This is a genomic window from Neptuniibacter sp. QD37_11 (genome assembly GCF_047778105.1).
Classification (GTDB): domain Bacteria; phylum Pseudomonadota; class Gammaproteobacteria; order Pseudomonadales; family Balneatricaceae; genus Neptuniibacter.
Genome location: NZ_CP180554.1, coordinates 593,045 through 619,960 on the forward strand (window position 1 = coordinate 593,045; position 26,916 = coordinate 619,960).

42 protein-coding genes are annotated in these 26,916 nt (G+C 45.8%); 27 read left to right on the plus strand and 15 right to left on the minus strand.

All coding sequences use genetic code 11. The features are described 5' to 3' along the window. Positions 1 to 35 precede the first annotated feature (35 nt). Positions 36 to 1,190, minus strand: a complete 1,155-nt coding sequence (locus tag ACMXYT_RS21165; protein ID WP_415912387.1) for an RCC1 domain-containing protein — start codon at positions 1,188 to 1,190, stop codon at positions 36 to 38. Between the two features lie 166 nt (positions 1,191 to 1,356). Between ACMXYT_RS21165 and ACMXYT_RS21170 the strand changes: the two genes are divergently transcribed. The 6 genes from ACMXYT_RS21170 to ACMXYT_RS21195 all read left to right on the plus strand — a co-directional run bounded on the left by ACMXYT_RS21170 (position 1,357) and on the right by ACMXYT_RS21195 (position 3,797). Then, positions 1,357 to 1,917: a hypothetical protein gene (locus ACMXYT_RS21170; protein ID WP_415912388.1), complete on the plus strand. Its 561-nt coding sequence runs from the start codon at positions 1,357 to 1,359 to the stop codon at positions 1,915 to 1,917. A 135-nt stretch (positions 1,918 to 2,052) separates the two neighbouring features. Beyond that, positions 2,053 to 2,328: a hypothetical protein gene (locus ACMXYT_RS21175; protein ID WP_415912389.1), complete on the plus strand. Its 276-nt coding sequence runs from the start codon at positions 2,053 to 2,055 to the stop codon at positions 2,326 to 2,328. A 9-nt stretch (positions 2,329 to 2,337) separates the two neighbouring features. Beyond that, the gene (locus tag ACMXYT_RS21180) at positions 2,338 to 2,595 is read left to right on the plus strand and encodes a hypothetical protein (protein ID WP_415912390.1); all 258 of its coding nucleotides are present in this window, start codon (positions 2,338 to 2,340) and stop codon (positions 2,593 to 2,595) included. 368 nt (positions 2,596 to 2,963) lie between these two features. Continuing rightward, a complete protein-coding gene (locus tag ACMXYT_RS21185) occupies positions 2,964 to 3,248 on the plus strand; it encodes a hypothetical protein (protein WP_415912391.1) in 285 nt (94 codons plus the stop codon). Then, positions 3,245 to 3,538 carry a hypothetical protein gene (locus ACMXYT_RS21190; RefSeq protein ID WP_415912392.1) on the plus strand — a complete coding sequence of 98 codons (294 nt, stop codon included), beginning with the start codon at positions 3,245 to 3,247 and terminating at the stop codon, positions 3,536 to 3,538. Before ACMXYT_RS21185 ends, ACMXYT_RS21190 begins: the two co-directional genes overlap by 4 nt. After that, complete coding sequence (locus ACMXYT_RS21195) at positions 3,522 to 3,797, plus strand: hypothetical protein (protein ID WP_415912393.1); 276 nt, start codon at positions 3,522 to 3,524, stop codon at positions 3,795 to 3,797. The genes ACMXYT_RS21190 and ACMXYT_RS21195 overlap by 17 nt, the downstream gene beginning before the upstream one ends. Positions 3,798 to 3,855: 58 nt before the next feature. Here the strand turns inward: ACMXYT_RS21195 and ACMXYT_RS21200 are convergent, their stop codons facing one another. Further along, the gene (locus ACMXYT_RS21200) at positions 3,856 to 5,286 is read right to left on the minus strand and encodes an Ig domain-containing protein (protein ID WP_415912394.1); all 1,431 of its coding nucleotides are present in this window, start codon (positions 5,284 to 5,286) and stop codon (positions 3,856 to 3,858) included. A gap of 136 nt (positions 5,287 to 5,422) precedes the next feature. Here ACMXYT_RS21200 and ACMXYT_RS21205 point away from each other — a divergent pair, with 136 nt between their 5' ends. After that, positions 5,423 to 6,013 (plus strand): hypothetical protein, encoded by a 591-nt coding sequence (locus tag ACMXYT_RS21205; protein ID WP_415912395.1) that lies wholly within the window; start codon positions 5,423 to 5,425, stop codon positions 6,011 to 6,013. Positions 6,014 to 6,057: 44 nt separating this feature from the next. Here the strand turns inward: ACMXYT_RS21205 and ACMXYT_RS21210 are convergent, their stop codons facing one another. Continuing rightward, the gene (locus ACMXYT_RS21210) at positions 6,058 to 7,191 is read right to left on the minus strand and encodes an RCC1 domain-containing protein (RefSeq protein WP_415912396.1); all 1,134 of its coding nucleotides are present in this window, start codon (positions 7,189 to 7,191) and stop codon (positions 6,058 to 6,060) included. 187 nt (positions 7,192 to 7,378) lie between these two features. On the opposite strand from ACMXYT_RS21210, the gene ACMXYT_RS21215 reads away from it, so the two are divergent. The 12 genes from ACMXYT_RS21215 (at position 7,379) to ACMXYT_RS21270 (ending at position 13,771) form a co-directional block, all read left to right on the plus strand. Then, complete coding sequence (locus tag ACMXYT_RS21215; protein ID WP_415912397.1) at positions 7,379 to 7,927, plus strand: hypothetical protein; 549 nt, start codon at positions 7,379 to 7,381, stop codon at positions 7,925 to 7,927. 76 nt (positions 7,928 to 8,003) lie between these two features. Next, positions 8,004 to 8,282, plus strand: coding sequence for a hypothetical protein (locus ACMXYT_RS21220; RefSeq protein WP_415912398.1), 279 nt, complete (start codon positions 8,004 to 8,006; stop codon positions 8,280 to 8,282). A gap of 322 nt (positions 8,283 to 8,604) precedes the next feature. Next, positions 8,605 to 8,832, plus strand: a complete 228-nt coding sequence (locus ACMXYT_RS21225; protein WP_415912399.1) for a hypothetical protein — start codon at positions 8,605 to 8,607, stop codon at positions 8,830 to 8,832. Then, positions 8,825 to 9,376, plus strand: a complete 552-nt coding sequence (locus ACMXYT_RS21230) for a hypothetical protein (RefSeq protein WP_415912400.1) — start codon at positions 8,825 to 8,827, stop codon at positions 9,374 to 9,376. Before ACMXYT_RS21225 ends, ACMXYT_RS21230 begins: the two co-directional genes overlap by 8 nt. Before the next feature lie 30 nt (positions 9,377 to 9,406). Continuing rightward, complete coding sequence (locus ACMXYT_RS21235) at positions 9,407 to 9,643, plus strand: hypothetical protein (protein WP_415912401.1); 237 nt, start codon at positions 9,407 to 9,409, stop codon at positions 9,641 to 9,643. A 36-nt stretch (positions 9,644 to 9,679) separates the two neighbouring features. Then, positions 9,680 to 9,907, plus strand: a complete 228-nt coding sequence (locus tag ACMXYT_RS21240) for a hypothetical protein (RefSeq protein ID WP_415912402.1) — start codon at positions 9,680 to 9,682, stop codon at positions 9,905 to 9,907. Between the two features lie 82 nt (positions 9,908 to 9,989). Further along, positions 9,990 to 10,142 (plus strand): hypothetical protein, encoded by a 153-nt coding sequence (locus tag ACMXYT_RS21245; protein WP_415912403.1) that lies wholly within the window; start codon positions 9,990 to 9,992, stop codon positions 10,140 to 10,142. A 13-nt stretch (positions 10,143 to 10,155) separates the two neighbouring features. Further along, complete coding sequence (locus tag ACMXYT_RS21250; RefSeq protein ID WP_415912404.1) at positions 10,156 to 10,518, plus strand: hypothetical protein; 363 nt, start codon at positions 10,156 to 10,158, stop codon at positions 10,516 to 10,518. 59 nt (positions 10,519 to 10,577) lie between these two features. After that, the gene (locus tag ACMXYT_RS21255) at positions 10,578 to 10,841 is read left to right on the plus strand and encodes a hypothetical protein (RefSeq protein ID WP_415912405.1); all 264 of its coding nucleotides are present in this window, start codon (positions 10,578 to 10,580) and stop codon (positions 10,839 to 10,841) included. 272 nt (positions 10,842 to 11,113) lie between these two features. Then, positions 11,114 to 11,359, plus strand: coding sequence for a hypothetical protein (locus ACMXYT_RS21260; RefSeq protein WP_415912406.1), 246 nt, complete (start codon positions 11,114 to 11,116; stop codon positions 11,357 to 11,359). A 7-nt stretch (positions 11,360 to 11,366) separates the two neighbouring features. After that, positions 11,367 to 12,815 (plus strand): type II toxin-antitoxin system HipA family toxin, encoded by a 1,449-nt coding sequence (locus ACMXYT_RS21265; RefSeq protein ID WP_415912407.1) that lies wholly within the window; start codon positions 11,367 to 11,369, stop codon positions 12,813 to 12,815. Between the two features lie 137 nt (positions 12,816 to 12,952). Further along, the gene (locus ACMXYT_RS21270; RefSeq protein WP_415912408.1) at positions 12,953 to 13,771 is read left to right on the plus strand and encodes a hypothetical protein; all 819 of its coding nucleotides are present in this window, start codon (positions 12,953 to 12,955) and stop codon (positions 13,769 to 13,771) included. Between the two features lie 268 nt (positions 13,772 to 14,039). Here ACMXYT_RS21270 and ACMXYT_RS21275 read toward each other — a convergent pair whose 3' ends face one another. After that, on the minus strand, positions 14,040 to 15,140 hold the full coding sequence (locus ACMXYT_RS21275; protein WP_415912409.1) for a hypothetical protein: 1,101 nt from the start codon (positions 15,138 to 15,140) through the stop codon (positions 14,040 to 14,042). A gap of 217 nt (positions 15,141 to 15,357) precedes the next feature. On the opposite strand from ACMXYT_RS21275, the gene ACMXYT_RS21280 reads away from it, so the two are divergent. The 7 genes from ACMXYT_RS21280 to ACMXYT_RS21310 all read left to right on the plus strand — a co-directional run bounded on the left by ACMXYT_RS21280 (position 15,358) and on the right by ACMXYT_RS21310 (position 18,311). Beyond that, complete coding sequence (locus ACMXYT_RS21280) at positions 15,358 to 16,110, plus strand: hypothetical protein (RefSeq protein WP_415912410.1); 753 nt, start codon at positions 15,358 to 15,360, stop codon at positions 16,108 to 16,110. 161 nt (positions 16,111 to 16,271) lie between these two features. Continuing rightward, complete coding sequence (locus ACMXYT_RS21285; RefSeq protein WP_415912411.1) at positions 16,272 to 16,514, plus strand: hypothetical protein; 243 nt, start codon at positions 16,272 to 16,274, stop codon at positions 16,512 to 16,514. Positions 16,515 to 16,517: 3 nt separating this feature from the next. Next, positions 16,518 to 16,742, plus strand: coding sequence for a hypothetical protein (locus tag ACMXYT_RS21290; RefSeq protein WP_415912412.1), 225 nt, complete (start codon positions 16,518 to 16,520; stop codon positions 16,740 to 16,742). A gap of 29 nt (positions 16,743 to 16,771) precedes the next feature. Continuing rightward, positions 16,772 to 17,098 carry a hypothetical protein gene (locus ACMXYT_RS21295; protein ID WP_415912413.1) on the plus strand — a complete coding sequence of 109 codons (327 nt, stop codon included), beginning with the start codon at positions 16,772 to 16,774 and terminating at the stop codon, positions 17,096 to 17,098. Positions 17,099 to 17,100: 2 nt separating this feature from the next. Further along, positions 17,101 to 17,340, plus strand: coding sequence for a hypothetical protein (locus ACMXYT_RS21300; RefSeq protein ID WP_415912414.1), 240 nt, complete (start codon positions 17,101 to 17,103; stop codon positions 17,338 to 17,340). A gap of 60 nt (positions 17,341 to 17,400) precedes the next feature. Then, complete coding sequence (locus tag ACMXYT_RS21305) at positions 17,401 to 17,826, plus strand: hypothetical protein (protein ID WP_415912415.1); 426 nt, start codon at positions 17,401 to 17,403, stop codon at positions 17,824 to 17,826. Between the two features lie 194 nt (positions 17,827 to 18,020). Beyond that, on the plus strand, positions 18,021 to 18,311 hold the full coding sequence (locus tag ACMXYT_RS21310) for a hypothetical protein (RefSeq protein WP_415912416.1): 291 nt from the start codon (positions 18,021 to 18,023) through the stop codon (positions 18,309 to 18,311). A 280-nt stretch (positions 18,312 to 18,591) separates the two neighbouring features. Here the strand turns inward: ACMXYT_RS21310 and ACMXYT_RS21315 are convergent, their stop codons facing one another. Next, the gene (locus tag ACMXYT_RS21315; RefSeq protein WP_415912417.1) at positions 18,592 to 18,792 is read right to left on the minus strand and encodes a hypothetical protein; all 201 of its coding nucleotides are present in this window, start codon (positions 18,790 to 18,792) and stop codon (positions 18,592 to 18,594) included. 87 nt (positions 18,793 to 18,879) lie between these two features. On the opposite strand from ACMXYT_RS21315, the gene ACMXYT_RS21320 reads away from it, so the two are divergent. After that, the gene (locus tag ACMXYT_RS21320) at positions 18,880 to 19,035 is read left to right on the plus strand and encodes a hypothetical protein (protein WP_415912418.1); all 156 of its coding nucleotides are present in this window, start codon (positions 18,880 to 18,882) and stop codon (positions 19,033 to 19,035) included. 81 nt (positions 19,036 to 19,116) lie between these two features. Here ACMXYT_RS21320 and ACMXYT_RS21325 read toward each other — a convergent pair whose 3' ends face one another. From ACMXYT_RS21325 to ACMXYT_RS21370, 10 genes are all read right to left on the minus strand, one after another. Further along, entirely contained in the window at positions 19,117 to 19,248 is a 132-nt protein-coding gene (locus ACMXYT_RS21325; protein ID WP_415912419.1) for a hypothetical protein, read from the minus strand. Between the two features lie 69 nt (positions 19,249 to 19,317). After that, a complete protein-coding gene (locus ACMXYT_RS21330) occupies positions 19,318 to 19,614 on the minus strand; it encodes a hypothetical protein (RefSeq protein ID WP_415912420.1) in 297 nt (98 codons plus the stop codon). 9 nt (positions 19,615 to 19,623) lie between these two features. Further along, complete coding sequence (locus ACMXYT_RS21335) at positions 19,624 to 19,953, minus strand: hypothetical protein (protein ID WP_415912421.1); 330 nt, start codon at positions 19,951 to 19,953, stop codon at positions 19,624 to 19,626. Positions 19,954 to 20,027: 74 nt separating this feature from the next. After that, positions 20,028 to 20,345 (minus strand): hypothetical protein, encoded by a 318-nt coding sequence (locus ACMXYT_RS21340; protein ID WP_415912422.1) that lies wholly within the window; start codon positions 20,343 to 20,345, stop codon positions 20,028 to 20,030. Beyond that, positions 20,338 to 20,643 (minus strand): hypothetical protein, encoded by a 306-nt coding sequence (locus tag ACMXYT_RS21345; protein ID WP_415912423.1) that lies wholly within the window; start codon positions 20,641 to 20,643, stop codon positions 20,338 to 20,340. Before ACMXYT_RS21345 ends, ACMXYT_RS21340 begins: the two co-directional genes overlap by 8 nt. 15 nt (positions 20,644 to 20,658) lie before the next feature. After that, on the minus strand, positions 20,659 to 20,985 hold the full coding sequence (locus tag ACMXYT_RS21350; RefSeq protein ID WP_415912424.1) for a hypothetical protein: 327 nt from the start codon (positions 20,983 to 20,985) through the stop codon (positions 20,659 to 20,661). Beyond that, positions 20,978 to 21,283 (minus strand): hypothetical protein, encoded by a 306-nt coding sequence (locus ACMXYT_RS21355; protein WP_415912425.1) that lies wholly within the window; start codon positions 21,281 to 21,283, stop codon positions 20,978 to 20,980. The genes ACMXYT_RS21350 and ACMXYT_RS21355 overlap by 8 nt, the downstream gene beginning before the upstream one ends. Positions 21,284 to 21,294: 11 nt before the next feature. Further along, on the minus strand, positions 21,295 to 21,588 hold the full coding sequence (locus ACMXYT_RS21360; RefSeq protein WP_415912426.1) for a hypothetical protein: 294 nt from the start codon (positions 21,586 to 21,588) through the stop codon (positions 21,295 to 21,297). Positions 21,589 to 21,713: 125 nt separating this feature from the next. Next, positions 21,714 to 25,571: a type V CRISPR-associated protein Cas12c gene (gene cas12c, locus ACMXYT_RS21365; RefSeq protein WP_415912427.1), complete on the minus strand. Its 3,858-nt coding sequence runs from the start codon at positions 25,569 to 25,571 to the stop codon at positions 21,714 to 21,716. A gap of 26 nt (positions 25,572 to 25,597) precedes the next feature. Further along, a complete protein-coding gene (locus ACMXYT_RS21370) occupies positions 25,598 to 26,608 on the minus strand; it encodes a CRISPR-associated endonuclease Cas1 (protein ID WP_415912428.1) in 1,011 nt (336 codons plus the stop codon). Positions 26,609 to 26,916 lie beyond the last annotated feature (308 nt).

The window sequence follows — 26,916 nt, forward strand, 5'->3', positions numbered from 1 at the left end:
TTATTGAGCGCCTTTTTATTATTCCAGCAACCAGATCAGTTCGTATAGACCGGCGTGAATTCATATTTATAAGTAGCACCACTCATATCAATTTGAGTGAAGCTATTTCGACCCGTCGCTGACGTTCCCGAACTTGTTAATGCGTACGAAGTATGGCGTCCCGCTCGAACCTTAGAAGCCATTTGACCCGTCGCTTGGAAGGTGTTTTTAGACGAGGTGGAATCAAGACCCAATTGACCATTACTACCCAAACCCACGGAATGAATTTCACCACTCGAGTCCAGCGCTAAAATATGAGAATAACCCACATCAATGTCATTAGCCGCAAAGCCAGTACTGGTCCACGTGGTTACTTGATCGCTATGTCCTAAACCAAGGCGGCCGTAATCCCCACTGCCTGTGGTATAAACAACGCCATTAGAGATAATTGCTGCAAACTGCTGACCACCGTCCACATCCGAGGCAGGAAGGCCCGTATCAACCCAAGCTGATCGGTGATCAGTATCTCCAAGCCCAAGCTGTCCATTTGTATTTGTGCCTGCTACAAACAGATTTCCATTGCTGATGGCATAGCTACTGTAAGTACTACCTGCCATCTGAGTGGCTTTTATACCCACATCAAGAAAATTAGGGTTTTTACTCGCCGTGGTGATTCCAAATCGCCCGTTTGTACCCAACCCTGCCATATAGAGACTATCATCAGCCAAGGTCAACATACTGTGCCAACCACCGGCCGAGATATTCTTAGCTTGCCATCCAGTATCCACAAAAGTATAGCGCTGATTATAATCACCCAAGCCTAGCTGCCCGTTAGAGTTATAACCCGACACCCAAAGTGTCCCATTACTAATCACCATACTATGGTAATTACCCATAGCAATTTTAGAGGCAGGCATATTGGTATTCGTCCAACCCCAAACAGGGTTAGTATTTCCTGTCCCTAATTCAGAGTATCGATTCTGACCTGTAATCCACAACTCACCATCTTTAATGGCGATACAGGAATCATTTGTATTACAGTGAACATCAGAGAAACCAACAAGATTGAGTTCTGGTTCCGACCCTGAGTCTGATCCTGCATCCGAAGAGGCCTGAACTTTCATACCGGCAGGTGTTCTGTAAACAAACTCCGCCTGTGCGATTCCTGACATACCTAGGAGGCACGCGAGTGCCAATGCTGTTTTTTCCATAGCGCTACCCAAAATATTTTTTATTTTCTACATAATATAACGATAGAAATAAAAAACAATTTATTAAAATAGCAAGTTTTAGGTAGAGGGTTGCTTATTTAATTTTCTTCATTATAGTATTCAAAAATACCCCAAATGTGAACGCAACCATACCAAGGACACTCTTATGAAGAAAACTGTTTTAATGTTGCTTACAACAGCTCTTCTTTCAGGCTGCAATCAGAACAATGATAATGATTCCAAAACGACTGCATCCAAAACAAATAAAGTACCTACCTCTAAGTACGCTCCCACCAGTGAAAATGCCAAGGCTTCACTATACAGTTGCCGAGGTGGCTCCGTCATAATTGATACGCCCGAAAAAGTTAAGTGCACCCAACATGATGGCTATTTTACTACGTACGAGCCCAATAAAGGCTTTCCGGTCGTTTCCATAACCTACGACCTTAAAAACAACACATATGAGGATGAGCTTCAGGCACGTCTCCTTCTCTCTTCGCTTGTTCAATCAGGTGCAGACTTTGCCTTTGGCATTAAGGACGTAGCGAAAACCCATCAATTAACACCAGCATACGTTCTTGATTGGCCTTTAGGTCATTCCATTGGATTATCAGAAGATGTTTTGTTGAGTTATCCGAATCGACCGGCGCTGCGTGCTACAGGCCAGTACACTCTGACGTTGAAAAAAGTAGAACCAATACACCTCTCAAGGGCATCTAGCAATTGATCCGCTGTGTGCGGCTAATGAAAATCAACAGGGCCCTTATGGACCTTTTCTAATTAAACTAATCTCAGTGAATAGCTTGTAAAATCAATATATTTCATTATAATATACTGTATTGAGATGAGAGAGGAGTTACCCATGACAAAGACAATTAATCCATGTGATCCAAATGGTATTGTGCTAGCAATGTACCGTGGTGGTGAATATGAGTCAGCGGAAGCTGCTAAAGCTGAGGCCGCACTATATCAATGTGACTATCAATTTAATTATGCAACTCGAGTAGGCTTGTGGGACCTCATGAAGGTCATTGCCAGTGTTGATGACTGCGTGGGTACGGGAGCAAATATTCAACTGGTACGCGTTATGGACGATGGCACCTACTTACCTATCACTGCAGAAAGTATTCAGGCTTAAGGAGTCACTATGTGTGAATCAAGCTCTGGAATGCAGAGTATCGTCGAATACCTTAATGACAATGAGATTGATAAGGTAGAATACTTCCTTGGCTGCATTGATTACGACGGGTGCGTTCGACTTCGACGAAGAGACAATAGTAAAGAGCCAAGAGAGTGCATTAAGGATCTGGACTTCCATTATTTCTTGGTGGGTTTTAATCAGGTTAATGGCACGAATTACTGGCTGCCTGACCACTACTTCAATCCAAGTGTTAGTCGCTTTTAAATGCTTAAAATAGGCAACAAAAGACCTTAAGTTAAATACCTAAGGTCTTTTTAGTTGCTGAGATTGATTTATAATTAATAGTCTGTATAATAAATGCCTTAAGAACTTCACGAACGTTAACCTACCTAGGAGCTCTGCAATGAAGAAGAATCTGATTGCGCTAGCGCAGGCATAATTACCTATATTCACCCAAAAATCCAAAAAGCCTCCATAGTGAGGCTTTTTTGCTTTTTGATCGACTCAATGCACTGGCCATAACTTTAAACAGTACTTGCAAATACTGCAAAAACCCTTATAATAAGTCTTAGAAATTAAGAGATGCAGTAGATCGCTACACTCTTTACACAGTAAGCATTGAGGTCTGAGATATGTCACGTAACAAAGATCAAAGCAAGTACGTTGAATTTGGCACTATGGGCTTCTCCGAGTTTGCTCGCCAGTCGATCGGCACGGAAGTTAAATACATGCTGGCCACAGAAGTCAAGGCGCGCCATCACGTGAGCAAGAGTCTAAAGTCCGCCTGCTCTAAGGCAGGTTCTTTGTGTGAGATTTCATGTGTCTCCGTACTGGTAGAGCAGGACAACGGTAGCTGGTTGCCAACCAGTATTCTGACGGCAAAAATTACAGAAGAAAGGATTAAAGGTGGCTCATGAAGCATATCCCCTTGTTTGATGTCTTTATACCGGTGGATCACCGCGCTATCGGAAAGTCAGTTGCCACATTCGATGACCCTGCTGAGGCCGAAAGCTACGCCTTTAGCGATCAATGCATTGAAGCATATGGCCGTACGGGTCAAGTAAAGCCGCGGACCTTAACGGTCTACAGTTCAGCCGCTGAAGCGGGTGCCCGCACATATAATCATCTGCAGAAACTACAGGATTTGGGCCGCAATTCATCAAGCCAACAAACACTTTTAGGAGATGTGTATGCCACAGGTAAGTGAAGAAGAATTAGCGCAATTAAAGTTAGACTCAGCACGCTGGAATGCGTTTCTTAAGTCCCCTATACGGGTTCTCGGCTTTGCAGGCCTTCAACATGACGACCCCACACAACCAAGCGAACATGGTGCTGATGGCTACGCTCACTTCGGTTGTGAGATGTGGACCCGCCACTCAGGGCACAAGCCGGACAGCAAAGACCTTCTAATAGGTTTCGCCGATCAGGCGATACGCTACCAAGCTGAACATCCCACTGATGAATAAATCCCCAAACAAAAGTCCCCGAATTGGGGACTTTATAAGCTAACACACAAACCGCGCATTAGTTCCAGCTGCGGGCACAACGAATCCTCATGCCATTCCCTTTTGCTACATAGGTATGGTAATCATTCGAAGGGTTGAATACCTTCGCGTGAGCGAAATCAAACTCCGTTGAAGTCCAGTACCACTGTCCATCCATCGGAATAAACCCATTCCATCGATCTTTAATTGCGGACAATTGCTGGAATTCACCCAATGAAGGCAGGAACCACCCCTCCCCTCTTTGCGTACAGGCTTGAGCTGCTGACATTGCGCCAATGGCCTCATGATGCGACTTGATATTGAGTGTGTTTTCTTTCCCAGATGGCGCCACCGTTGAGCACTCAGTTAAGCTTTGATTTTGATAAATTGTACAGTTATCCACAGTCTCGATATCTTGGTATACCGTTGACCAGTGGTACGTAAACGTGTTGTATTCAAATAATACGGCGTTACCATTAGTCTCCGCTCCTTTAATGAACGGTGTACCCTTTGCGTATCCACAGAATTCATACGATATGGTCCCCATCTCAACCGCGTTAGGGTCGATACAGTCCAAATTCAACTGAAGAGTATAATTTTGGGTGACTGTTCGATCACCAGCCGTGACCGTGAGCGTGATCGGATGAGCGCCGTGCTCATTCGTCATGCCAGAAAGATGACCAGTGTAATCCAGACTCAGCCCCTCAGGTAAACCAGTAACTGAATAAGTTGGTGTACTATATATAGGATTGTGACTTAAATCAGACATGAAATTGTAACCCATGTACTGACCTGCATACGCTGTAATAGTAGTGTTGGAGGCATTAAGACTCCAATCATGCTCTATATGCAATTTAAATGCTGAGCTTGACACCTGCTGCCCATCAGATGCAGTCACAGTAAAGTCATGCCTCCCCGCATAAGTCGGCTGACCGTAAAGTATCCCTTCACCACTTAATGCAACGCCAGAAGGCAATCCGGCAGAACTCCATGCTAAATCAGGTGCACCTGACGTGACGACGTGCTCGTTGAGGTCGATGCTCATATCCGGCGTGTGGTATACGACTGGGAGATCCGTGTCTTGCAATGCCCAACTATAACCGACTGCAAGGCTGAAATCCGCCGAATGGGTCGCACCTTCACCTTCTGCGGTAGCATTGAATGTATAATTGCCGCCATTAGCGATTGAGCCCGAAAGGACACCCCCCTGACTTAAAGATAATCCTGATGGCAGATCGACACTTGACCACGCCAATACGACCGGTGTGTCTGATTGAACGTAGGCGTTCAGATCTGCACTCACTGCTTGACCTGAATTAACGGACGTTAATATTTGACCCTGAAGCTGCCATGCAATGGCGCTATTGGAAGGTACGTCCATGCCTGCAGGTGAGCGGAAGACATACTCGGTTTGCGCAAAGGCAGGGAGTGCCGCCAGCGTAATCGCTGTAGCCATAAGATACTTTTTCATGAGTAATAACCTTATTTTTGTTATCTGTTTATTATATAAACAATTAATCAGCAATGCAATTCACCCTTCTCTCGCCATGGTTGTTATTTTTTATTTTATCATTATAATATATTAGAAATGAGAGAGGAGAATCCCTATGAATCGCAATATTATTGCTGCCAAATTAGTGAATGACCACCCTGAAGCTTGCCAATTACTGGTGGACCTGATTCAGGCCATTGATGCCGAGAAGAAGCCTTTAGCAGACCTGCATGATGACTTTGAAGGCTTGAGTCTAAACGACCTCACTTCTACCGTAGATGGGACGTTAGCTGACCTATCCGTGTCTGATGCAACCTCAGTCGAGTTTGATCATGCTCTACGTGTGTTACATGGTGTGTTTGTTGATCTGGAAGCACAGGGGCTGGATTTTGTTCGTGGCCCTGTATTTGTCTATGCGGCCGAGCTAGGTATGACCGGGGAGAAAGTCGTTTATCGGGAATATGACTCTAAGGATCTCTGCGATGCCTTTGAGTTAGGTGTTGATGTCGGCGTGGCCAATTTTGGAGAGGACCTAAGTGATGAAGAGCTTAGTCCGCCTGACTCGTATACATCCGAACAGATTGTTGAATTTAACGAGGCTTTCGCCCTCGCCGATGGCATGTCTAGAGCAGATCAGGCTTATAATGCGGATGATATTGCCTCAATTAAGCACCGATCTGAAACAGATGAAGAAGCTGCGATGTAGCATTAGACGATTGGAGCCTGAGAAATCAGGCTCTAATACATGAATTAAGGAACGGTTACAGCAGTAAAGCTTGATCGATCTCCAGTATCCCCTACACCCAATTCACCTTTTGTGTTTCGACCTGCCGAATATAAATCGGACCCACTTTTGGCATAAACGTTATATAAACCTGCAAAAATACTATCAGCGGCCTGCCCTGTGTCACCCCATGTGGATGTTGATCCACTTCTCGCGCCCTGACCGAAGCGGTTACTACCCACCGACCAAACATTACTCCCACTGATTGCATAGCCTGCTTCATAACCTGCAGAAATGGCAGTAGCCGTCAATCCGGTGCTTTGCCACAGGTAGATGGAGCCACCTCGACCCAATTGGCCATAATCATCTTTTCCTGCCGACCATACTTCACCCCCACTAAGAATGTAGCCATGCCAACTACCTGCCGCGATATCAGAAGCTACTATACCCGTGTTAGTCCAACTAGTTCGTTCATTGCTGTGACCTAAGCCTAGTTGGCCATCAGAATTCGCACCGATTGACCACACCGTACCATCGCGCAGGGAATAACCATGGTTTCCTCCGGCTGAAATTTTAGAGGCCGGTTGGCCAGTATCGCCCCATGTGTACTGGGTAGTTTTATAGAATCGACCCAACTGTCCATTTAGGTTATAACCTGTAGACCAAACAGTACCACCATTGATCGCATAGCCAAAATGATGTCCTGCAGCAATGTCAGTGGCAGGCTGCCCCGTATCCACCCAAGACGATTTGTTTGACGCTGTTGCATCACCCAGTTGCCCTAAATCATTACGACCAACAGACCAGATGGTCCCCCCGCTAATCGCATAGCCATGATTTGCACCTGCAGCGACCTTATCAGCAGCGAGCCCAGTATCCTGCCACGTAGAAATGTAGCAATTCGATGAGCCTGTACACAGACCCTCAATACTTAATTGGCCGTGAAAGTTGTACCCTACCGCCCATGCATTCCCGTCCTTAAGACCATAGCAATGATTGAGACCACACGAAATTGAATGCAGCCCATCCGGTGCCGCAGGCGCTGCTGCAGCCAATAAAGAGTATTTCATACCCATTGGAACGCGGTAGGTGAACGTGTCCGCATATACTGCAGATGAGATAATGGTGGCAGCTAGGCTACCAAGCAGAATAGATTTCATAGGAAAGCCTGTATTTATTGTTTTTATATTAATAATAATAACCGATATGAGCTCTCCACCTCAAGCGATTCTCCACCTCATAAAAACAGCGCAAACCATGCTGGTGGAATACTATTAGGCGCATAATAAATCTTGATTGTTTTATAAAATTCATTATAGTATCTAAGCATAGTTTAAGGAGAGAGTAATGAAGCATTTTATTGATAAAGCGGCTGTTATTTGGACTATTTTTAATGATAATACCAGCAACCACCCAGATGATTTAAACGTTAACCATTCAGAAGGCGTAGTCTCTGTTATTGATCGTACGGATGGCAGTACGGACGGTGAAGTCATCGCCCAATACCCACTCTGGGATAGCTTAGTAGAATTGGTGGCAAGTGAGACGACTGCACCTGCTATGGCAAAAAGTTGTGATGACGCAACTGCATCTAACAATATTTATGCTGCTGAACTAGGCTTAACGGGTGAGAATGTCGTTTATCGTGAATTCATTGATAGCTCTCAACTTCAGGCCTTTGAATTAGGTATGGAGCGTGGATCTTCTCGCTCTGATGAGCTGAAGGACAATCAAGCCATCATTCTACCCTCAACCTTTTCTGATGAGCAGATCAGCCTATATAGAGAAGGCTTCTCTATCGGCAGTTCTTATCCACATGTCTTGCGGGTTCGCGCTCAAGAGTCAGTAGCAGCAATCAAAGCACTTGATACTGTAGGCGACACCATGGCGGTATAAGCGCCACACAGTAGATCCTAGATCATCAACACATTAAATCTATCGTTAGTCAGAGGGCAGTAAATTGATAGGGAACGTGACTACACAGAAAAATCTATGGTGTTTCATTGCGGCATGCGCTATGGCTCTTTGGGCTATAAATGCGATAACTAGACCGCAGATCGAGTTGCCGACGACTTATACCCACATCAGCTGTAAGTCCGGTCGAGAGTTAACTACCGAAGCAACGGTGGTGCTGGTTATAGGTAGAGTTAATCAGCCTTTTAACGGTGCGCGCTATGAAGGGAAGAAAGTCTTTGTCGTTGAAAAGAATGACGAATGCTTAATCTCCCACCTGTTAGATGGCTCAACCTAATGTGTCATCTGCATCCGACGATCCCTACCTAAGCTGCTGATTATATTGACATATCAGCAGCCATTGTTATAAATTACCGCCTTCTTTAAAAGAGGGTCTGGTATGAATTACGGAGCTTCAAGTGCAACCAGTTGAACAAACCTTTCACTACCTTATACTTTCTGGTTTGGCGACCCTTATTCCTGTAGGCTCTGTGGGTATGCTGGTGTTGTTTGTTCGCCCTAAAATAAAGCAAAGTTAAGGCGATCCCATCCACTCTTCTTGCTTGATTCTGCTTTATTTATCCTTATAATATAAAGAAAATATTTAAGAGGGGATGATAATGGCACTCACTATTAAGGATCGTCGCATGCTGGCGTACTACCTCGCAGAGAAGAAAGATCCCACCCAGTGGGTTTCATTCCAAGAAAAACTGGCAGACATAAGGGCTGAATACCCTCAGCTATTTGAAATAATGGCTGCACTTGAGCAGGCTAAGGCTGACTTGTCAGCACTGGTTGAGGTTGTCAAAGATGATGTTGATGCACTAGAGAGCGAACAAGATGGCTAATCCCTATAAAGATAAAATGAAACAAATTCGTAAAGAGGGTCGTGAAGATTATATCCGTGATTTAACCGCATGGCGCAATCGAATGGATGACCTTCAACGTTCCCGCGAAAAGGCGTTTAACATAGGAGATATCAAGCAATGGCTGATCGGATTTTGGGACCAAACCCACACTGATGGCATCAGCTATGGTTACGTGGAAATGAATAAAATTCCCAACATCATCTGCTGCAACGTATTGATTCACCTATTAACACATGCCAAACAAATCAAAGAGGAGCAGAGGCTCGACCTGACAATCGGCCTGCGCTTCCGCGATTTTTCCGCGGAACAACCAGAGATGGTGGGAGATGACACACTTGAATTCGGTCTGTTTCAACGCTGGGAGATAACCATTCAGACTAAAGATAGGGAGGCCCTCACTACCCTCATAACTGAATTAAATAACGCTCCTGATTTTAGCGACAAGGCTTTCGAGGTTAATCGCTGGCTCTTCTTTGGCGGCCTTAAGGAGGAAAATCATGCCCCTCTTCCTGCTAATGCTTAATGGCAAATAACCCTATGGAGTTTTAATCAAATGCCTAACAAAAATAAGCAGCACTGGTACAGCTTTGTATTCCAACATAGCAGCAAAACCTCTCAGGCATATGGTGGGCTGCCCAATAAGAAGGTAACAAAGCCCGATATCGAAAAGTTAAAGCGCTCTGCCTGTATTAACGGTTCAGCTATGCTGATGAGCTGTAGTTACTTGGGCTATATGAGTGAGCCTGAGTTCCAAGGAGATCGAGTGACTCTCCCTACCTCCCTATCTTAAAGGCAATATATTAATTCCTAAAGGTAAATGTTCGATATGACTAAAAGTGACTGGTTTTTTACTGCCGTCTTCTTAGTAGTGATTGGTTGGGGTCTTTGGTTACCAAAAGCTGAAGAAAAGATCATCAAACTTAAAACCGTTGATGGTATTGAGATTACAATGAAATGCCCTATTGTTGACCCGGATAGACATTATTTAACTTTTATGAAATCTGAGGATTGTGTAATTCAATCGATGGGAGTTCCCGAAACCAGCGACGGCTGACACAGAGTTTGGCGTTACCTTGATTTTTCTTTATTTTCATTATAATATATTTATAGTGAATTAAGTGAGAGGGTGATTCGCCATGAAGAACGTCGTTATTGATAATTGTGCCGGATGGGAAAAGACCGTTCACGGCCCCATGACTGAAGCAGAAGCTAAAGATCACGCTTCAGAAATGAACAAGATTATTGACCACAGCTTATGCTGGGTTGAGATTGTTGATTGTGATGAGTAACGGAGGTCTTCTCATGACGACGCCAGCCTTAATTGCAGTAGAAAGAACGCAGCAGTTCAGCCCGGAGGTTCAGCAAGCGGCTGGACGCGTGTATTGCGTATACCTGTATGATGCATGTCAGGAAGTGCAGTATAAAGAGCCGGTGCCCAGTTATGCGCTTGAGCCGCTCTACTACGTCACTGAAGATCATGTCCCTGACGAGGTCGGCGAAGAGCTGATTCGTGCCGCGGATCAGGCGCAAGATCAGTATATGTGGTGTCAAACCATTGAGCGCATGGAGTCACGCTGCAAAGAAGATGCCGGGCTGTTCGAGTCCTTGTCCGAAGCGGCTGAATACTTCACATCTAACCCTTGGGGCCCTAAGCGGATTCACTAATCTGCAGGGTCTATCAACCCCTCTTTCACCAGCATAATAAATCGTTATCGGAGCGCATTATGAAGACCCATTTCCACCCGTGTAGTGATGCAGACACTGAACGCGCACCGTGCGGTACATGGCTTGGTGAAACCAGTCATACCACAGGTGATTGGTCACATGTAACCTGCGGCCACTGCTTACGCAACAAAGACCGCATAAAATCCGCTCAAGCAGCAGATGAGAAAGTGATTGTTGAACAGATGGGTGCCATGGTGGATCATATGAGCTCAAATCAAACCCCTAATGGAGAACGCGCATACCAAAGATTATTGGATGAGTAAGAAGGCGATGCGCGCTAACATCGCAAGTGATCAGCGCGTGTATGGTAATATCAATCCGTATGGAAGTCCGGAATACCTAAAATTATTGGAGCAATAGCTGCACTAGCATAAGCAGCATGCACCTCTCTGCATTAAATAAATTGATGCAAACGCTAATTTCTGTGTTTTCATAATAAATAATTTACGCAAACGCTAATTTTTAGTTTCTTTAAAATTGATCTTTACGTAAATTTAAGCTACTATTTCTACGTAAATTGACGCAAGTGTAAATTATGAGCCTGATCACAGATATTATAACCACCGCCAAAGCCCAAGGGATGTCCCAAAAGACACTATGCCTGCGTACTGGCGTACCGGAAAGCACCCTATCTCGCGCTAAAAAGTCAGGCAACTGCGACCTCAAAACCATTGAGCGTCTACTCTCAGGGATTAACTCCAAGGTGTCGATCACCCCTGATGATAGCTATGCAGATAAGATGAATAGCGACAATCCCTTTGGCCTTGAATTTAAGCTGTAGGTAGCCCATGGAAAAGAACGCGGTTATTTGGATCTATCATAACGATCAGCCACTTAAAATCGCCACGATCCGGGCTCACGATTACGGTGGTCCTTTGCGTGTCGAAATTAGGTACGTACCTAAGCTGGACGATATGCCGGGACTCAGTGCCATGCTACCTCCTTCTCGCATGAGGGATGGCGCCATCATACATATGGTGACAGAGCTGGAACCACTACCTGTTGTTATTCGCCATTTAGTACCACCCAACACCAACGATAATTTTCAAAGACGTCTATTGTTGGCGAGCCTTCGTGATCAGAATATTTCACCGCCTGCAGGCTTTGAAACTGATTGGGCCCTTCTTATGTATTGTGGCCACGGTACCATTGGTCATCTTAATGTTTTCGAGTCCGACGAGCTCGCGCTGCAGTGGTTTAATGAGCGTGAATCAGTAGACCAATTCTTTGCCGAAGATAGTCGCTTAACTGAGATACTCTCAGAGCACATGCAATGGCTGAACAGTCACAAAGATGACCATGTGGCACGGGCACCTGCGCTTGGAGGTTCGCCTAACGTTGGCGGCATGATTCCTAAGATACTGGCATCTATTCACCGTGACGGCTACCGAGGCACCTTTAACCTGCCTCAAAATCGCCCGGCTTTTTTTGACGAGACTTATACTGACGTCATCATCAAGTATCAGCCAGAAAAATATCAAGGCATGGCAGCACTGGAAGCATTTAGTTTGGCATTCCATAAGCAGTTAGGCTTTGAGGTGCCGCGATATTGGTTTGGATCTCTCAATAAGTACGCCACACTGCTGGTCGAGCGCTTTGATAGAGATATTCAGGGGCGTCCTCTATATCAAGAGTCACTTTTTAGCGTACTCAATCTAATTTTGGCAAAAGAGTTTAAAACAGGGCTATCTAGTAGCTTTCTGAACGTGGCGACCGCCCTGACTGCGTCTAATTTGCCCCTAAATCTGTCAATGATACAACGGGAACATTTTTTCGATCGCCTATGTTTAGCACTGCTAACTGGCAATGGCGATCTGCATCTCGAGAACTTGAGCTTCTGTCATAATGGCGGGGAATATCAGTTTACGCCGGTATATGATTCCACGCCGATGGCTGCGTTCGCTGGGCATACCATGTATTTACCACTTGAGCTTTCGAACAAAGGTGACTGCCTCAAGAATGGCTACCTAGCACCAGATATTAAAGATCAACTGATTGCAGTTGGCCTAGAGATTGGTTTAAAAAACGCCTCATTCAGAGTAGATAAATGGGTTGGGAAAATTCCAAGCTACCTCGCTCAGCTTCAACGGATTAATGAAGATTTCATTCCACAAACATTAGAAAAGCAGGCTTCTAGCCATCAGCTGTCTGACGACATTATCGAAAAGCTCCAAGTGCCCGAAAAACGGATTAAAGACCTTATTAATCGCCTTAACTCTCTTCTCCTGCGCTTTTAATAGCGCAGAGGTTAGGTGATTCAAGCCGAGCGCTATGCTCGGCTTTTTGGTTCTTTTAATGACCTATGTGCTTGCCAATTCAATTAAAAGCATTATAATAATATCCATTCAGATGATTAATGAGAGAGTAGCTGGTAATGGATTCCAAACAGATTAAACTTACGCGTTGCAAAGATAATTATGATCAAACTTACTATACGTTTGACGGCACTGAGCGCATGGCAGGTCCTATTGGTATCAAAAAACATCACTACTACAACATCTATTGGCTTGAAGAAGATGGCTCTATGGGCCATATGATTCATGAAGATACCGATTACTTACGCACCCTGAGTGACGTAAAACAGTGGATTAGCGAGTACGACGAAAAAGACAAAGCGCGACAGGATGCTCGCAATGCTGATATTGCCGCGCGTGAGGAAGAAGCGAAGAAGCGTCGTTCCTTGATTGATCTGATCGACAACAATCTGACAAAAGATCGCAAACCGTCTGCAACAGGTTTCCAAGTGGGTATGTTGATTGATATCGTCCTACCTCTTGCGAACAAAAACATCTCCATGGGGGATGCACTGCAGTACGCATTAGAATCGAACCAGCTTCAGATGCGCCCGTGCCGCGGACTAATTGCTGGCGTTGTAGCACTCTCTAATGAGGACTATGACACATTCGTCACTAACCTTATGGACGGTTATGACTTCTGGACGGAAACTGAGGAAGACGGCATCCATGGCGGAACAGTCAGTCAAGATCCTCGCCTGCAAGGTAAAACGTTTGATGAGGTGATTAATGACCCTGAGTTATCAAAAATCTACAATCAGACGTGCCGTGAAGTGGTGCACGTAATCACATCAGAGAATCGTGAGCCGATCGTTGCAAATTGCGAGGGTCAACGCTGTGCCAAGTATGCTGGCTTCTTGCAGGGGTTCAATTTTATGCCCCTGATGGAAGCCAACTAAGTGGCTGACCAGTGCACACCCTTATTTAAGGATTCCCGCTGGTATCGGAAATGCCCGTTCTGTCAGGATCGGGCACCGGAACGGGATAATTGCACTACATGCAATCAGAAAGGCTTAGTGCCTACCGCAAGCCCAAAGAAATGCATTCATGGCCGCTTCCCCCTGTCGGGAGTGTGGAACAAAGCATTTTGAAGGCTGTCAATGCGGGTTTTGCCGTGAAGTATAAAAAACCGGGTCAATGCCCGGTTCTTTTTAAAACTCAAACCCTTTACTGAACCGTAATCTTGAATTCCTTACCAAGCTCGTAAAGTCCACCATTACCAATAAAGAAACCGAGCTTCAATTCCCCATTATAAGACGTAGTACACCCTTTTAGAGGTCCAATAACTTGTACAAACCCATCAACACGCGAAATGGTAAGTGTTTTTGACGTACCAGCGAGAGGATGAGGCGAATTTTCATAGCTGTAGCCCGGCAAATTACAACGCTCAAAATTCTTACCTGTGTAACTTGCCCAATCCCAAATCCAATCAATCCTGTTACCATCACCATCCAACAAGACTAATTGAAGAGAGCCAAAATCAACCTGATCATTTAATGATTCAAGGCTTACAGTTAAGTTAAAATTTTCTGCCGCTGCGTATTTTTCCTTCCCGACCTGCACAGCTGCCTCATGAGTGTAGAAACTTGCATTACTATAACTGGAACCTGACTGATATTCATAGAGCGACGCATACTGCACAGAAGGCAAAGTAGCCACTGTCGTTTGATCGGCTTCCAAGATTTTCATGTCGAAGTTCCGATAGCTACCTACAGACAAATCGCTGCCATTACTTGGCTGTTCATCATGTACGATCTTCATGTAACGCATTTGGGTGTCTGTGAAGGGTAACGTCGATGTAGTAGCACTCTCATCATTAGCGGTTTCACCCACCAGCACCCAATTGCTTTGATCACGAGACATAAACCAGTGTACTTGGGAAATGTACGGATAAGTACCACTAGGGGAGTAAACTTGAGCTGAGCTTGCGGACCAAACGTTATTAACCCCCGCATCGTAGATAATCTCCATACCCCCATTAAGTGGACCATGAGAACCAATAAACTCTGGATCGGCCACGGCATTATACCAGAAGTTACGCCCTAGATATGAGTTGCCAGAAATCAGTGTCGCTGCAGATGAAATAGCACTACCATCCCACCCGTCAATTACTGAAGCGATAAGCGCACCTGTGGAGCCAGTGGCCTCTTCGACAGCAGAACTGGAATCAATATCCATCCCCGCCGGAGTGCGATAGATAAAATCGGCCGCCGCTGGCATCGCAGCAGCAAACATAAGGGAGGCGATGACGCCTTTGAGAGTCTTCATAAGAGATAAACCCAATTATTGTTTTAATTATTTAAGCTATATTAATGAACTGCCTTCCAAAATTCAAGGTATAATGGTGGGTATAATCCGGGGCCTTGATGGGCTTCATGCTATATGTTGAGATGGATTCCATCCGCTAGCTGACTTGAAATCTGAAAACACGACATTAGATATGAGGCTTACACTACGTAAGTCTCAACTGCACATAGGAGCACGCATGCACCCGATCTTCAAAGAGATGCGAGAGAAGTATGATGAAACCAAATCGGACATCTCCTTGCCTAAGTACAAGGATATCTCGCCAAAATTCCCCAATATGCATAAAGCAGGGACATGGGATCTAATCCAACACGATGGACAACACTATGTCATTGATAAGGCGCGCTGCACCGATCAGGGTTTGCAGTTGATCAATAAATACGGCAACTGGGTCAATGAGTTTACCGAAGATAAACTCTCTGGCACCCGTGTCATTACCCCTAGCGGCTTACAGTTCTTAGTCTTACTTTATGATAAAGGCTATGTGGAGCGCACTCAAGCTGACAAAGGTCGCAATCTGCCATTCACGAAAGAACAGAAATGCGACGCCCTAAACACCTACGTTAAGCTGTTTAATCAGGCGTATCGAACCGCAAAGGCTCAGATGGCTGAGCGAGAGCGTCGTAAGGCCTTACTGGAGAATCCCGAGACAATTACTGAGCGGGACTTCCATATACCGGGTCTGATTTCAGACGTATTCTGGAATATTGTTGGGCCCTTTCAGGGGGAGAAGACAATTGAGATTGGAGGCTTACAGGTCACCAAAGTAGTCGGTGGGATGCACTTTTCCAATTCTGGCAAAAATTATGATCGCGAGGTGGAGATATCCTACCTTAATAAGGAAGGTGAGAAATGCTTGATCTCGACGTCTTTCAATCGGTTTGAAAACAACCGACGTAACACATGGGCGGAACGCCACGAGAACGTTTAGATTTCTATAAACACCGGGTTATACAGCCCGGTGCCCCCACCCCTGAAGTTAAGACTGACATAGATATCCTTAATCCCGGAAGGAGTTTCTTTCACTAGATCTACTTGTTATCTATAATATATTCATTATAATAATAAATCTAAGTTGAGAGAGGGATTACCATGACTAACAAACATTACCCACAGTGTGAAAAGCTATCTTCCTGCAGCAATGAAGTTCAATCTATCAATGAGTTTCTGGAGTGGTGTCAGGAAAATGGTTTTGCGCTGATGGACTTTAACACTTCAGGTGATCCCGTAAAACTTCAAGAGCCGGTTGATAGACTGATCCACAAATCATTGGGTGTTGATGTTGCTGAGCTTGAAGCAGAACGTCAGGACATGATCGCCAACCTTGGGAGCTAAGTGATGCCTACCAGTATTGAAGTAACCGTGTATTTTTCGCAAGAGCAGGAATCAATCTATCAGTGGGAAACCACGTTGGATCAATGTGACCCGCTCTCCATGGCCAATAAGGTTTGTGCGACAGGTTTGGTGCCTGACGAGGCTATTCCTGTAGACTACCTAATTTTACGTGACGACCGTCCGGATGATCAGTTAACAGAAGGGAAGCTCTTTCTAGAGAGCTTCTAAGTACAGACAAGGCAGAAGAGAGAATCGTCATGGAATTTAATTCCGAGCGCATTATTGCAAACAACCCTCAGCTTAAGCAGCTTGAGAAGGTGCTGTCTGAACTTCCAGAGCAGATGGATGGACTGAACGCTGCTGCACTCAAGCAGATGTTAAATGACAAGGCAGAGAGCCTTGTTGTCCCTACTAACAGTACCCCTCTGACGGCGTTTAACTTAAGCAACCCTGATGAGCAGGTTGAGTTAATGGTGTTTGCGGAAACGGCTGAAGCTGCGGTAGGTGAAGAGATCTTATCCTTTCATGGTCAGTACGACTGCTACCCAACTCAGGTCACAGCACTTGAAAAGGGTGAGAAGTAACCATGGATTTGAAGAGAAAGCTATGGATTAATTTTTTAATTAATCAAGCGTTACGTGAGGCTGCTGATGTAGGCGGCCTGCCCAAAAGAGATTCTGAAACCGGTGGTGATGAGCCTGAAACCTTTGCACACTTAGTGTTGCAGTACGATGCACAGCATGATGTAACACTGGATGAGGTAAACGAAGTGCTGGCCTTGCCAATGGGCGCGATCGTCGAAGAAGTGCTTTCTTCAGAGCGTTAAGGTAATGTATTGCCAATTGAGCAAATAATTGAGATCAAAGGCTAAGTGAGAGGGATTAAGATGACGGAACAAACTAATAAGATTGAGCTTGAAACCGGTGGTGAAATTGAGCTTTGCACCGTCACTTATAACACCCGCGGTACAGGTGCAGGTAAAGATAATCTTCCAAACATCATAGTCAAAGGCCCCTATAGGTATAATGTGGGCAAGAAACGCTTAACAGGCCTCAACGTTAAAAGTCATCTACCTCGCAAAAAAGTAGAAGGTTTAAGTCCAATAGACGGCGCGTTTCACCACAGCTACAAACTGGTAGTTCCTGAGTCAAAGATTGAAATGGCCATCGATGAGGCTAAAGCGCATATTCGTGGAGGCACAGAAGCCAAGATTCGTAGTTTGCGTGCTGAACTTGAAGGTATGGAAGTGCGGTTATCTCACATCCTAAAGGATGAGTTCGAGGTTAAGAATCGCTTGCACGATGATGACTAGCTCTCCCCTCACGAACCTTCTCTCTCAAGCGGGCGGACGTGGATGCACGTACCACCCGCACTTTTTTAAAGCCTTGTGGATTAAATCTCAAATAACGGTTGACTTTCTATTTATTATTATTATAATAATAAATAGGTTGATACTAAAAGTAATCTTAGTGTCAGATAGTTAATTAGGTAAGAACGGAGCGTGTCATGTTCCAGTACCTCGCAAAGCTCGTTTTACATATCGCAATCGTCATCGGCGTCGGGCTCGTTAACTACAATTTCGTAGATCCGGGCGTTCTCCTCTACAACCTTGTGTTGTGTTGGGTGATCTATGAGGCCGTGCTATTGATGCTAGCCAATTCAGTTGGCCTCTCGAAGGAGCCACCAAAGAGTCAGGCGGATTGTGATAAATTTGAATCCGATGTTGGTGATGCGGGTCATTTCCTCGACAAGTATTCGTCGATCACTCCGGTGTCCAACTTCTGCATCCCTAATTAACAAATAAACCACCCTCTCCTCTCTTAGCCCGGCTTCCTATGGCTGCCGGGCTTCTCTAATTATAGGGTAGCATCACTCCTGACCATAACACCTTCCCTATGGCGTGCTTACTTTCACTAATACAATAACACTTAGATATTTTATCAAGGGTTGATTTTCTGTTAATTATAGGTATAATAATAGCTTCATTCGATATTGACCTTCGAGTCTATCGCGAGTGGTTATTTGCCGATTGCCATTCTACAGGGCCACCTCCGGGTGGCTTTTTCAATTCCAGAAACTATAAAGAAAGTTCTATCTGCTCACCGGCAACTCTCTTATACAGGCGTTCACGATAAATCTCATCGTTAGCCTCATCCTCATAGGCCCAGATCGCCGCATTCGCCTTCTCAACCGCTTCTGCATCATCACTGCAGCTGAAGGTTAGCAATGTTTTGCAGCCGCACTTATAGGCACAAATATAGAGTTCATAGTCCGCCATACACCTTCCTTTCATTATTTTATTACATTTGAACACTCTGTGTTCAAAGACTCCTAGAACACTGCTCTAGTTCCAGTAGCACCTCAGATGGCTCCAAGCCTAGCGTGTTGCAATATGCCAGCCATCCACGGTCGTGAGGCCCTTCAGGGGCGTGCTTGTAAGGCAGGCCATCATCGCACTGCTTTAGAAGCTCCAACTTATGCTACTGTTGATTCACCACCAGCTTATTCCCGGGATCAGTAATAATCACAAGAGTATCTACCGAGAAATCGTAATCCTCTGGCCCTTGACCGGCGATCACTAAAGCCGTAACCCCCTCTTCTCTCAGTACATCAATGAACGCTGTTTCAGATCCATGCATTCATCAGGGTATACACGGTAACGCTCGGCAAAGATTTGCTCTAAGGTATTCACCACCTGACTAACATCAGATGGTTTCTGTAGGACAACAGACATGGCGTGGCTTCTCTTTTAGTTATTATAACAATTATAACAGGATTGGCCGCTAAGATTAAGCTCCCTTGATTAGGACGCCACTAATATCATCCCCGTCACACCAAAAACGATGATAAAAATGAGACTACCAAAGAGAGTGTAATGACCTCTATCCTCTTTAGCACCCTTAGGATCATAAAGTTCGCCGACCCGCACAATAAGCCACAGAATGACACCTGCCGCAGGTACATCCCACACAGTCACACCGACGTTATGCACCTCCGATATCTCAAACCTAGCCATTGCTGCTAACCATGCAGCAAAGGCGGTGAGATATAGTAAGGTAGGAAAGGTTATACTACGTAAATAGTTATCTTCATTCGGCATTTTATGCATCTACCCAGTTAAGCCAGCATCACGCTTTAGTTTTTTAACTAGCTCCATGCTACGTGCCGAACGGTACGTGTACGTATCAACAAACACAGGCGAATCTTCTCTTTTCAGATCATAGTGCTTAATCATGCGATCACATTCTTCTGGAGTTAAGTCGATATACTCACCCTCATCGCCATCAACAATCCCGAGTCTACGCACCGTTTGATTCATCGCTATAAACATATCCTGATGAATTCTAAGGTCGCTTTTATACCGGGTGGTTTCTCGCCACTCGCCCGTGCATGAGATGATATCCACTGCCAACAGTGATCTTTGGTCTTTTTGATCCATATGCGTTTATCCTCTTATAATTTCAATCTGAAGCCCTAAAGCCCGGCTTTTCAACTTTCACGCTACAAGCTTCTTTACCATCGACGTCCAATATTCAGCAGCAACTTGAAAGAGGGTTGATCTTCACAGCGAACGGTCAATTCGACCGTATTTGAATCCATGTATTTACCCTCATAGAAAATAGCCTTCTTTCGCTTGCAAAAGGGATGCTCCATCACTTCAGGCCTTGCGATTACCACGTACTTGGTCAGCATATGAGCTTCAAGATCCTCCCCTTTGTTAGGAGTTACTGCATAGAAAAAGCTCGCTAATACGGTACCTGCTAAGACAACAATTGCCAGAATAGACAAGCAGAAGGTCTTAATATCCTTCTTGGTGATTTGGTCACTCATACTCAGCTACCACATTGTATTCAATACCGCGTTGACTGCAGGTTAGCGTTGCTATCTTTCGAGGGTGCATCAAGTTTAATATCTCGCGTCTTCGCTGACTCCCCGCATCACCCCACCTATCTACCCTCAGCTTTTCAGTTTTAATAAGCTTCCCTCCTTGGCAAGGATCGAAACCGTGTTGATGAGCGTAGGCCGCCTTTCGCACTTCTTTTGTCGCCGTATCTTCATCTAAGGCATAACCCTGAGTAGAAGTGCTGAGCGTCAGTACAACAAAAATCAATTTCGAAACTATTCTCACCTTATCATCCTCTTGTTAGAAGCGCAGGCCGGTGTTATACAGCAAGGTAAATACAGGCTTATCTTCACAACGCACAGTCATTTTTACAGTGGTACGACTCATAAACTCCCCCTCATACGCAATTGCTCTACGCTGTTTACAAAACGGGTGATTAAGCACATCAGGCCTTGCTATCAAGGCATATTTTGTTAACTCAATACCATCTAGATCCTTTCCTTTTACCGGGCCATTGATATGCAGAAACATGATAAATATAGAGGCCGCCAACCCTAAAGTTCCCAGAATACATGCAGCAATACATGTGACGGTATTCCAGTTAATACTTTTCTTTTGCTCATTCATATTCTAAGAACACCTTAAACTCTTGCCCGTGCTTTTTGCAGTTAGCGATCGCCATCTTGCGGGGGCTAACAAGATCTAGCACACGCTTACGCTGCACTTGAACGGGATCTCCGCCGCGATCTCTATGAAATTCAATATCATCAACACTAAGCAAGGTGCCACCGGAACAAGGATCAAGTCCATAAGATTTCTCCAACGCTGCACTGCGCACCAGATGGCGAGCTACGCCATCCGATGACCATGCCGTTGGGATCACCGAAAAGGCTAGAGCCGCTAAGAATAGTCGAGAAACCCTCATAGAAAACCTACTCATGGCGATGCAATAAGTACAGTGGCGCCAAACACAATATAGAAAACCACAGTACCAAGAAATTTAAATTCCATGATATCTAAAGCTTCAGCCTTATACTCGACAAAGCTCGATGTCCGAGCAATAGCCGCTATCAGTCCGATTACAAGCGGCACATCCCAGATGAGAACCCCCTCATCAAGACAGAGTGATATTTCTACACGAATAAGTGCCAATACCCAAGCAACCAGTGATGTTATATATAAGGCAGTGGACAAACTAACCTTCGGTTCGTGGACGGAGTGAGAGGTCATAATACTAACTCTAATTTCCATTAGAATTAGTATAACATTATTTAATTTGGTGGCAATACTCCAAACCACACCCAATAAAAAAGCCTCATCTTAAGATGAGGCTGCCATATTCCCTTTAAACATTTCTATGCAGCTTTTGGCTGAATGCGTTGCAACTTACGCTTCACAATATTATCCGCGGCATTGGTATCCGCATGTACAAGGAATTCATGCTGATCACACTCTGTCATAGGGCACAGGAACCGAGACTGCGTTGTATCCTTACCACCATTAGGAGGCGCTAAGCGTCGCTGACTCGCTATCTGCTTAATCAGATCGGCAGACTTAATATCTCCAGCCTCATACGGCACCCTCGTGCCAACCTTAAGGCCACTGATCTTAAGAAGCTGAATGCACTGCCCATCAATCTCTACTTGACCCTTCTGATTAATACCAAACCGCGTTTTACCGCTATCACGGACCAACTTCGTCGCATTAACCCCACAGCAGGCACAGGTTTGAGATGTGCCTGCAGCGTTCACAACCGTTGCCGGGAAGAAGTTAAGGTCCTTCACCACCTCTTTGTTGTTACGTTTAGTCACCAACTGGTAGTCTGGATGCGTAAAGTGCTTGCCACGCCAAATGTGTTCACGCTTGGAGTCTTGCATGCTAACACCGGAGAAGGTGTAGCTTGAAATCACGGCGTTATAAACGTGTGAGAGCGCCTGTCGACCACTTTCCAGATTTCCGAGTTCCGCCTCCAGCACTGGCAGGCCCCGGTAGTAATACATCAAATGGTTAATTGCACTCCGCACATGACCGGTAACCGATTCACGCATACGACTAAAATTAACGTGTGGACTACGACCATTCTTCGCTTTCTTTACGTGTTTCTTACGGTAGTCGGAAGTGGCCTGAATCAACTTCTTAATGGCAGGGATTGGTACAAACCCTTTCGCGATCGGCTCACCCTCCACGCCATCAGCGATAGCCCTGACACTGAAACCAATACCTCGCTCACCCAAATCAATTCCGATCAGGTTATTCAAGAAATCCCCTTGGCCTGATTCCTGAGGAATCTCAGTCGCCATCGGTAATTGCAGGAACACGCGCGCATCCTGCCAACCCTGTTCAGGCACCCATGAAGCTTCGACTTTGACCTGTCCGGGTGCGTTTTTCGCCTCAGCCTTCAATACCCGGTCCATCAGATTGAGCCAACGACGGGGCGCATCAAAGGCAAATACTTTCAGCTGTCTATTCTTGCTAACCTTATCCTTCTCAACCGACAAGCTCTCAGCCGCGGCACAGTCCAACATGCCTTCTTGAATGGATAGACCCGGCAGACTGCATGCCCACCCCCATGTATGTGGCATTTCCGCTAGCAAGGCTTTGTAACCCGGGGAGGTTAAATGATTCAAACACAGTCCAAATAGGTCAGGCATCGCTACGGAATCACCGTCTGCCACATCATCCCAGCACGCCTGTAATGTGGCTGCAGCCAGACTATGGCCAAAGCGCAGATGCCCCGGCGGTGTCCATCGTCTAGCTTTACCATCCGACGTACGTAATCTCGGCACATAAACCAGAGGTTTTAATTTAGAAAGCGGCTTAAGGGAGAAGACTTCATCAAAAGCTTGCTTAGTGGTCAGTGTAGCGACTTCTCGAACAGCCACGATCACTCGATTCATAATCCGCTGATAGGTCTCAGCATCAACACGATCCGCCTTTAAGGCGAACATCTCGCGTCCGGTTAAGCTAATCTCTAATCCTTCGGGAGCTGTCAGGCGAGGGTCCACCTGCCTCGCCTCAAAGGTCCCTGCCATGCCTTTTGCATACCAAGTAGCCAACTTGCCACGCACTTCGATAAAATCATTGAACGCAACCTTAGAGTCATTTTGGCGCGCTTCCGCCCACGAATACATTTGAGCCACCAGCCCACCTAGATCAAATACGGCTAATCCCTGATGATTCATGGCATATTCACGGTGTTTTGAACGTGCATACAGGTTCTTATAGAAGACGCCTTTCCGAGCAAACACAAAAGAATTGCACAGCGTCGACCATGATAATTTCTCGCGTGAAGACGCTAATTGCCCTTGCAGATCCTTCATGATGGTAAACGCATAAACCCTTGCGTCTTCTGATAGATTACGCCAGAACGCAAACCACTCATCAAACGTCTTACGGCGCGCCATTAGCTCAGCGGCATTAAGATCTAACTCCTTACCTCGCATATCATGGTGACGAATTTCATTGTCTTTATGAGCGGCGATAAGATCCTCTGCAATGGATTCAACATCGTCACACGGCGCGTATTCATCCAACCATGCCAGCGCTTTAGGTAAAAGTGCCATCTGGTTAGCATAAGCCACTTCACTCGGTGTTCGAGTACGACCGAACTCATTGATCTTAGGGGGTTTAAACAAAGAGCGTTTTCCAACCACAACGGCGCCCTCATCCTCTTTAGAACCCGCCCCCTTATCGTCCAGTGCTGAGGTAATAACATCATCCCACTGGGTCATTTCTGCCAATGCTTCCAGATCCGCCTTAATGACCGGGTCTTTGCTTACTTCAGCATCACGCAGTGCCTGACGACCGTTGTTACGTACCTTATTCAGTAGCGCGCCCAGATCATAGATATCGGCGATCGCTGCCTCTATGGCCTCAAAATCTGCTGCAGTTGGCGTTTCAGCAAATCCTTTTGCCTGAGCGATGTGGTTTTTCAGAGCAACGATTGTTTCTGGTAATGCGTTCCAGCGAGCTTTAACTTCTGACGCGGGTGCTGTTCCCAAAAAGAGTCGTTCAGCTTTTGATTGAAACAGGGCCTCCGGTAACACTTTTTCCAATACCGGTGTCAGCCCTTCGGCGTACGCTTCGAGCTCCTCCAAGCGCGCCCAATACATCATCATAAAACTATCGAGCGAAGCCCCTACGTGGTTTCGATAATCCGATGCATCACCCCAGCTTCGATCGATATCAGCTACCAATCGACTGGCCATCTTACATAGAGGGGTGACCACCTCTTTCGGGGCATTTAAAGCGTCTGAGACCTCCTCTGCGGTGAACTTGCCAAATAGGTCCAGACCACCCCCAAGCAACCACGATAAACCATTGTACTGCTTATTGGACACAAGCTTAGTCAGCACATCTGCCGCTTTGTGTTCTTCACCATTAACCCGGGATGCGGCCACAGCAATCGCTTGATGCACAAACCAGCGCTCAGCACGCACAACCTCACTGTGCCCTTCCGCTTTCCATGCAATCGTTCGAGTCTTGAAGCACTTCATTAATTTCGGATTAGGCAGCTCTGCAGTTGTACAGGCCTGCATTAACTGAGTGCCCGTCAATGTGGCGCCTGCATGCTGCTTGAGTGTCGATACCAATGCGTCCGCCAGAACTTCTCGCTCATGGAACGGTTTTTCTGAATTCGACACATTTTCTAAGATGGCATCCGCAAAATCTGCATTAAAGGCTTCGTTACTGGAACCCAACTGGATCTTACCTAGCTGCGCTACCATGGATTCCCGTGTCCACTCAGCATTAACACGTGGCACATAGTTGGTTAGCAGCGCCAGTGTGGCCGGATAGCCACCGGGAATACCTAATTCATCAAAGGCATATTCCAACTTACTGACCACATCTTTATGCAGCTCACGGTAATGCTCTGCAATGGCCGGGGCTGCCTTTTCGTAGATATGAAAACCTGACAGCAGAACTGCTGAGACGAACTCAAATAAAGACCCGGGTACCGGTTCTGCCAAAATCGCACTTTGCTTGCGTAAGCCCTCAATGGAGGTGATCTCAGCCCGCTTCAGTGGAATACTCAGGGTTTCAGTACGCGTGAGCGGCTTATTGCCCCGCCCCTGACGATTCATCGGTACCAACATGGCAATGTTGGCCTGACTGATCTGATGCGCCAAACGAGGTAAGCGTTTCTTGTACTGCTGACGGGTGACTTTATCCTCTTCGTAGATATATAGGCCACCGCGATCTTGAGATTTCATATTGAACACCTTAAACGTAAAAACACTTAACCGCGATAGCGACGGATCGCACCGGGCACTTCATAACTGGTCTTGATGGGTCGACGTACTTCTCTTGCTTCTGCGTCTTGAGGGAAAACGAGATTCCGCATGTCTTTCATAATATAGGCCCGTGCCGCCATCACCGTGCCGTGCAGGATATTGTCCCGGGTTGCTTCTATTTGAAGGTTTGGCACCTCCACGCGTTCCGTTAGCATCGTTTTTAAACGCGCCATTGATCGGGCGGTTAACTGACCCTCACCACCTTCACGGAATGACTGATGCACCGCGAGCTCCACCCAATGCCTTACAGGCTCCATCAGGTCATGAAGCAACGATGTAGCATTAATGGGCTCATGTAGAAAACCATGAAACGGTGAAAGCCTGTGTAAATAAACCCACCGCAACATGATGGATTGTAGATAATCTGAGAGTGAATCTAACGCCTGACTCACGGGCTTGTTGTCTTGATGATTTCCTGTCAGCCCAAGTGAAGCATAGTATTCTGCCCAATGACGCTTGGCATAACACGATTCAAGAAGTCGTACTGGCATCAGTGCCGTTTGGGCTTTTAGTCTATCCAGTGCTTTTTGTGATATCGGTTTAAGCCACTGAGTCTGCAGCAATCGCTGACGCACACAAGCCTTAGCAAACACCACACGGCGACGTTGATTCTCCCGACAGAGTATCTGGTTGGTAAGGACATCTTCTTGGCCCTTACGCTGATGGGGATGCAATACCAGTGGGTGGCTTGCATGCTCTTGATGCACCATCACACAAACTTCATGAGTTGCTGCATCGGCAAGAAACGCAATAGGCAGATCACCTGTTTCGCCGTAAAACATGACCATGTCACATTGGGATAAATCAACCGTAGCCTCACCCTCTTGAAAGACAATGTGCCAAATATCCTGTGACTTTTGTTGCTGGGGCTGAATGCTTACAACACTAGGTAGCCAGTATGTATACCGGCCGTTACTATCGCGTTGCTCGACGCCCATCTCATGTAAATCTTTCATGCATGGAATGATAATTAAAATAGTTAATTTGTCAAATACACTATCGAAAACATCAAAGCGCGTTTGACATCACCTCTTTGCCTATATAGGGTAGAGGCTACTGAACCTAGAGGGTTTAACAGTGGTTAGCAAGGTAGCTGTAGAGCCCCCAGAGGGTTTAACAGTGGTTAGTGACTCAGAGGAGCGTCGCCCCAGAAGGTTAAAGTGGTTAGCTACTGGGAATGGTTGGACCCAGAAGGTTGAAGTGGTTAGCTATAAGCTGTCATTTAGCGTAGAGGGTTTAAGAGTGGTTAGCTAAGTCTAGCGTG